The 5852-nt window shown below is 69.9% G+C and carries 5 protein-coding genes; 2 read left to right on the plus strand and 3 right to left on the minus strand.

From position 1 onward, the window contains the following. Window positions 1-119 precede the first annotated feature (119 nt). Window positions 120-2183, minus strand: coding sequence for a PhoX family protein (locus OU415_RS37735; protein ID WP_408642002.1), 2064 nt, complete (start codon window positions 2181-2183; stop codon window positions 120-122). A 162-nt stretch (window positions 2184-2345) separates the two neighbouring features. Then, the gene (locus tag OU415_RS37740; protein ID WP_270954583.1) at window positions 2346-3173 is read right to left on the minus strand and encodes a M55 family metallopeptidase; all 828 of its coding nucleotides are present in this window, start codon (window positions 3171-3173) and stop codon (window positions 2346-2348) included. Between the two features lie 287 nt (window positions 3174-3460). Here OU415_RS37740 and erm point away from each other — a divergent pair, with 287 nt between their 5' ends. Continuing rightward, window positions 3461-4198 carry a 23S ribosomal RNA methyltransferase Erm gene (gene erm, locus OU415_RS37745; protein ID WP_270954584.1) on the plus strand — a complete coding sequence of 246 codons (738 nt, stop codon included), beginning with the start codon at window positions 3461-3463 and terminating at the stop codon, window positions 4196-4198. On the opposite strand, the gene OU415_RS37750 is transcribed toward erm, so the two are convergent. Next, window positions 4180-5025, minus strand: a complete 846-nt coding sequence (locus OU415_RS37750; protein ID WP_270954587.1) for an NmrA/HSCARG family protein — start codon at window positions 5023-5025, stop codon at window positions 4180-4182. The two genes, erm and OU415_RS37750, sit on opposite strands and share 19 nt — an antisense overlap. A 163-nt stretch (window positions 5026-5188) precedes the next feature. Here OU415_RS37750 and OU415_RS37755 point away from each other — a divergent pair. Beyond that, on the plus strand, window positions 5189-5852 hold a 664-nt coding region (locus OU415_RS37755), incomplete at its 3' end, for a PEP/pyruvate-binding domain-containing protein (RefSeq protein WP_270954588.1).

Below are 5852 nucleotides of genomic sequence, written 5' to 3' on the forward strand. Positions count from 1 at the left end.
CCCCGTCGCGCGGGCAGGGGGGGGCGCCAGCGCCCCAACGCACTCACGAGCCTCCACCCCCGAAACGCAACGAGGGCCCCCGGTCAATCGCCGGAGACCCCCGCGCTCGCAAGGTGGGATCAGCGTCGGCCGATCTCACCGCCGTCCTTGCGCCACACCGCCACGACCGACGGGCGCGGCTGCGAGTTGCCGCCGTCCGGCCAGTGGGAGGCGGGCTGGTCCGCGCTCGCCCCGTCGAGCTCGCCCGGGTGCTGCACGCTCACCGTCACCAGGGTGTCCCGGACCACCGGGCCGCAGGTCTCCGCGCCGTGCGGCACGGTCAGGAACTGCTTGACGTGGCCGCGCTCGGGGCCGTCCACCGGGACCGCGAACAGGCCGTCGTTGCTCTTCAGCGCGTTGCCGTCGGTGGAGATCCACAGGTTGCCGTGCCGGTCGAACGCCACGTTGTCCGGGCACGAGATCGGGCTGACCTGCGACTTGTCGAAGCCGCCGAAGTAGGTTCCCGGGTCGTTCGGGTCACCGCACACCAGCAGCAGGTTCCAGCGCAGCGTCGTGCCGGTGGCGTCGTCGTCGATCTCGATGACGTGGCCGTGCTTGTTGCCGACCCGCGGGTTGGCCTCGTCGGGCGCGGCGTTGCCGGTCGAACCGCGGTTGGAGTTGTTGGTCAGCGCGCAGTAGATGCGGCCGTTGACCGGGTTCGGCTCGATGTCCTCGGGCCGGTCCATCTTGGTCGCGCCCACCGCGTCGGCGGCGAGGCGGGTGAAGACGTAGACCTCTTCGGCGGTGAAGCCGGGCACGAACGACTTGTCGCCGCTGGCCAGCGGGATCCACTCGCCGGTGCCGTCGAAGGCGCCGTCGGCGGGCAGCTTGCCGGTGCCGTCGATCTCGCTCGCCGGGCTGTTGCCGGTGAACTTCGCGACGTAGAGCGTGCCGTCGTCGAGCAGCGTCATGTTCTGCCGGCGGGCGTAGGCGCTGTTGCCCGACTTCATCTTGCCGTTGGACACGAACTTGTAGATGTAGTCGAAGCGCTCGTCGTCACCGGAGTAGGCGACCACCCGGCCGTCGTCGGCGACCTTGACCGCCGCGCCTTCGTGCTTGAAGCGGCCGAGCGCGGTGTGCTTGACCGGCGTGGAGTTCGGATCGTGCGGGTCGATCTCGACGATCCAGCCGAAGCGGTTGGCCTCGTTCGGCTCCTGCGCGAGGTCCCAGCGCTTGTCGAACTTCTCCCACTTGCGGGTGCTGGTGGTGCCCTTGAGACCGTAGCGGGCGAGGCGCTGCTTGGCGGTCGGGTCGGTGATCGAGTCGGCGTTGGCGAAGTACTGGTTGAAGTTCTCCTCGCCGGACAGGATCGTGCCCCACGGCGTCTTGCTGCCCGCGCAGTTGTTCTGCGTGCCCAGCACCTTGGTGCCGGTCGGGTCGGCCGAGGTCTTGAGGAAGTCGCTGCCGGCGGCCGGTCCGCGCACCTCGAACGGCGTGTTCAGGGTGATGCGTCGGTTGTACTGGCTCGGCACGGGCTTGAGCCCGCCGTTGTTCTCCCGCTCGACGTAGACGACCGACAGCCCGTGCGCGGCCCACGCGATGCGCACCTGCTCCTCGGTCGGGTTGTTCTCGTCGTACCCGGCGAACATGTGCGTTTCGGTGGTGTACTCGTGGTTGACCACCAGCAGGTTGCGGTTGCCGGTGCCGTCCAGCGGGATCAGCTCGGCGAAGTCGTTGTTGTAGCCGAACTGCTGCTCCTGCGCGGCCGCGGTCTGGTTGTTGAAGTCGAACTCGGGTGCGCCGGGCACGACCGGGTCGCCCCAGCGGATCACGACACCCTGCTCGTAGCCCTCCGCGGTGACCACGGCGTCTTCGGTGTTCGGGGCGACGGGGGCGAAGTCGGTGCCCGGGATGCTCGACCGGCCCTGCCCGCGCAGCGGCGCCGGGACGGCGGCTGCGGTGCTGGTCAGCGCGGCTGCACCGCCGACGGCGAGGGCGACGACGCCGCTGGCCTTCAGCGCCTTGCGGCGGCTGAGCACGCTCTCGGCGATGTCGCCGAAGTAGGCGTTGTCCGAGGTGTTGGGCGCCTCGTGCGCGCAGGCGTTGCCGCACCGGTACTTGCAGGTCACCGAGGAACGGTTCGCGGAGTGGTGGGGAAGCAGCGGCAGCGGGATGACCCGCCCGTTGTCCGGTCGGGGAGACAAGCGGACCTCCAATTGCTCATCAGGAACAACCGGACATTAGGCAGATCAGGCGATGGTTCCGGTACGCGAAGATGAACAGCGACCAAACATGCGACGCAGAGCTATCAAAACCGGCGCCAGTCGCTGAAAAGGAGGAACGTTGGGTAGCTGGCTGACTACGGATCAGCAGTACGGTGGCTGATTGCTGAGCGCGCCGGCGACGTTCATCCACACCCGGAACTGCCGGTAGACGTCGACCACCGGGCCGCTGATCTCGACGGTGCGGTCATCGCGGCCGGTGACGCCGGGGAGTTCCCGCAAAGCGTCGGCGACCGAGGCGGATTGCCAGCGCACTGCCAGCGTCGTCGTGCCCGGCGCGGACGGGGTCGGGAGTTCGCTGGTCAGGCAGGCCGTGGCGGCGGTTTCGATGGCTTCGCGGGCTTCCGCGAGCGGGCGGAGTTCGGCGGCGAAGCGGCCTCGCGCGTACTTCACCGGCACGGTCCGCACGTCCGGGTCCCACTTGGCCATCTCCGCGCAGGCGGTGTCGTCGCCGGACAGCAGCACCACGGGAGCGCCGAGCGCGGCGGCGGTGGCGTGCGTCAGGCCGATCTCGCCGACCGGGTGCTCGTCGAGCCAGATGTCCTCGATCTCGTGGCCCATGAAGCTGTGGCTGAGCACACCCGAAGTGCCGGCCCGCGAGTGGAAACCGATGCACAGCGCTGCGTCGAAGCTGTCGTCGAGGCCTTCGAGCATGCCCATGGCCTTGGGCTTCCCGCGGATCAACCGGGCCGCGGGGTGCAGCATGTCGGAGCGGAGGTTGCGCATCGGACCGTGCGCGTCGTTGACCAGGACGTCGGTGGCCCCGGCGGCGAGCGCACCTCGGATGGCGGCGTTGACGTCCTCGGCCATCATCAGCCTGCCGTGCTCGTAGTCCCGCCCGGCGGGTTGCACGTCTTGAGCGTCGACGAGTCCGGTGATCCCTTCCATGTCGACGCTGAGGTAGATCCGCATGCGCACGCTCCCGGGCCGGAGAACCAGGTCGGACCGATGATTCCACAGCTGTGGTGCGAAAAATCGGTGTCGTCCGAAGTGCGTGCCTTGCTACTTTCGCCGCATGGCTTCTTCTGCCGCGTTCTTCATCCGGCTGCGTTCCGCCTAGGCGGCGCAGCGGCTGAATCCTGCGCCGTCCGCGTCCGGACTCCCGTTCCCGACGCGCGGTTCGCCGTGCCCTGAAGCACCGGCCTGCGCTCGCGGGAGTCCGGTTCCGACCGGTCCGCGAAACGCAGGAGAACCCGAACATGCCTACCCGCCGCAGGTCGGCGCGCGATCGAGCGCGCCGCGAACTCGGCCAGAACTTCCTGGTCGACCGGGGTGTCGCCCGACGCCTGGTCGGCCTCCTCGAACCAGCCCCGGTGCCGATCGTGGAGCTCGGTGCCGGACGAGGCGCCATCACCAGCCACCTGGTCCACAGTGGACGACGGGTCACCGCGGTCGAGCTCGACCCGCGTTGGGCGGATGCGCTCCGAGTCGCCTATCCGCAGGTCAGCGTGGTCCGCTGCGACATGCTCGACTTCCGCTTTCCCGCTGCACCGCACTCGGTGATCGGCAACCTGCCGTTCGGCATCACGACGTCGATGACCCGCCGCCTGCTGGACGAGAGGTCCTGGTCGGAAGCGGTGCTGCTGGTGCAATGGGATGTCGCCCGAAAACGCGCAGCGGGCGGCAGCCAGCTGAACGCCCAGTGGGCACCCTGGTACGAATTCGGGCTCTGCGGCCGGGTTCCCGCGCGTTCGTTCCGCCCGGTGCCAGCGGTCGACGGGGGAATCCTGAAGCTGCAGCGCAGAGCCGATCCCCTGGTGCCGTGGCGCGAGAAGCAGCGCTACCAGCGGTTCGTCGAAGCGGTGTTCACCGGCCGAGGTCGGGGCCTGGCCGAGATCGTCCGCAACCTCACCGGCCGCAGGGTGCCGAACCTGCCCGCGCTCCCCAAAGACCTCCCCGTTGAGGCATGGGCTCGGCTCTACGCCGGAACCTCGTGACCGCCGGCCTGGCGCTGCAGGTACTCCTCGAGGGTCTGCAGCGCCGGGTGCAGGCGGCGCAGGGCCAGGATGTCGGCTTGGTAGCCGCTCTCGTCGAACCACTCGTACATCCGGTCCCGGCCTTCGAGCGGGCCGGGCTCGAAGCGGGTCGGGACGCCGGTGACGCGTTGGAAGATCTCGGCGACCTGCGGCGGGGTCTGCTCGTCGCCGGCGATCTCGAGCTGCGCGCCGATGAACTCCTGCGGCGAGTCCAGCGCGGTCGCGGCGAAGAAGCCGATGTCGTCCGGGGCGATCATCTGCAGCGATGTCGCCGGGTCCAGCGGAAGCGACAAGACCCGCTCGCCCGACTCGGTGATGCTGGTGACGTAGGGCAGGTTGCTCATGAAGAACGCCGGCCGCAGCACGGTCGCGGGCACGCCGATGCGCTGGATGTGCGCCTCGACAGCGGCTTTGCTCTCGAAGTGGGCGATGCCGGAGTTCCGGTCCGCGCCGCCGACGGAGCTGTAGACCAGGTGCGCGCCGGTCTCCAGGGCGATGTCGGCGACCGCCGAGCCGCGGCGGACCTCGGCGGCGAGGCCCGCTTCGTCCCAGGCCAGGGCCTGGACGCTGAACACCCCGTCCGCGCCGGTCATCGCCGCGCGGAGCGATTCGACGTCGTCCAGGTCGCCCCGGGCCAGGATCGCGCCCGAGTCCTGGAGTTCCTGCGCTGCGGGCTTGGCGGGGTCGCGCACCAGCGCGCGTACGGTCCACCCGCGGGACAGCAGGTGGCGGGCGGTGGCGCCACCCTGGTTGCCGGTGGCGCCGGTGACGAGTGCGGTCCGGTTCATGTGAACTCCTCGGTCTCGGGCTGAGCGTGACGCTCCCACTTCGAGTGCGCTGGAGATCAAGTCCGGGCACAGATAGAGAACGTTGCGTTTTCTAACATGCTACGGTTTAGAGAACTGGTCGTCTTCTAACCGGCGAGCGCTGGCCGTCGGATCGGAGGGTGTCGTGGATTTCGTCGTTCCGCTGCGCGGGTTCGGCCGCGAGGACCTGGCCTCGGCCGGTGGCAAGGGGGCGAACCTCGGCGAGCTGGTCAACGCCGGGTTCTCCGTCCCCGACGGCTTCGTGATCACCACCGACGCATACGCCGAGGTCGCCAGGTCGGTCGCGTCCGGCGACGAGGCGGCGCTGCGGGCCGAGTTCGAAGCGGCGACGGTTCCGGACGAGCTGCTCGAAGCGATCGTCGACGCCTACGCCGAGATGGGCTCCGGCCCGGTCGCGGTGCGCTCGAGCGCCACTGCGGAGGACCTGCCCGGGGCCGCGTTCGCCGGGCAGCAGGACACCTACCTCAACGTCGTCGGCGAGGCGGCGTTGCTCGACGCGGTGCGGCGGTGCTGGGGTTCGCTGTGGACGGACCGCGCGGTCGCCTACCGAGAGAAGCGCGGCATCGCGCCGGACGAGGTGCGCATCGCCGTGGTGGTGCAGCGGATGGTCGACGCCGAGTTCGCCGGGGTCGTGTTCACCGCGAACCCGGTCACCGGTGATCGGCGGCAGCTCGTGGTCGACGCCAGCAGCGGTCTCGGCGAAGCGGTGGTGTCCGGCCTGGTCACCCCCGACCACTACGTCCTGGACCCGGACGGGCGGGTCCACGAGTGGGCGCCGGGACGCCGCG

The organism is Saccharopolyspora oryzae, from assembly GCF_027853915.1.
GTDB lineage: Bacteria > Actinomycetota > Actinomycetes > Mycobacteriales > Pseudonocardiaceae > Saccharopolyspora > Saccharopolyspora oryzae.

Excerpts from the sequence above, each read along its gene's own strand:
- OU415_RS37740 (WP_270954583.1), bottom strand. The coding sequence starts at position 3,173 with ATGCGGATCTACCTCAGCGTCGACATGGAAGGGATCACCGGACTCGTC.
- erm (WP_270954584.1), top strand. The coding sequence starts at position 3,461 with ATGCCTACCCGCCGCAGGTCGGCGCGCGATCGAGCGCGCCGCGAACTC.
- OU415_RS37750 (WP_270954587.1), bottom strand. The coding sequence starts at position 5,025 with ATGAACCGGACCGCACTCGTCACCGGCGCCACCGGCAACCAGGGTGGC.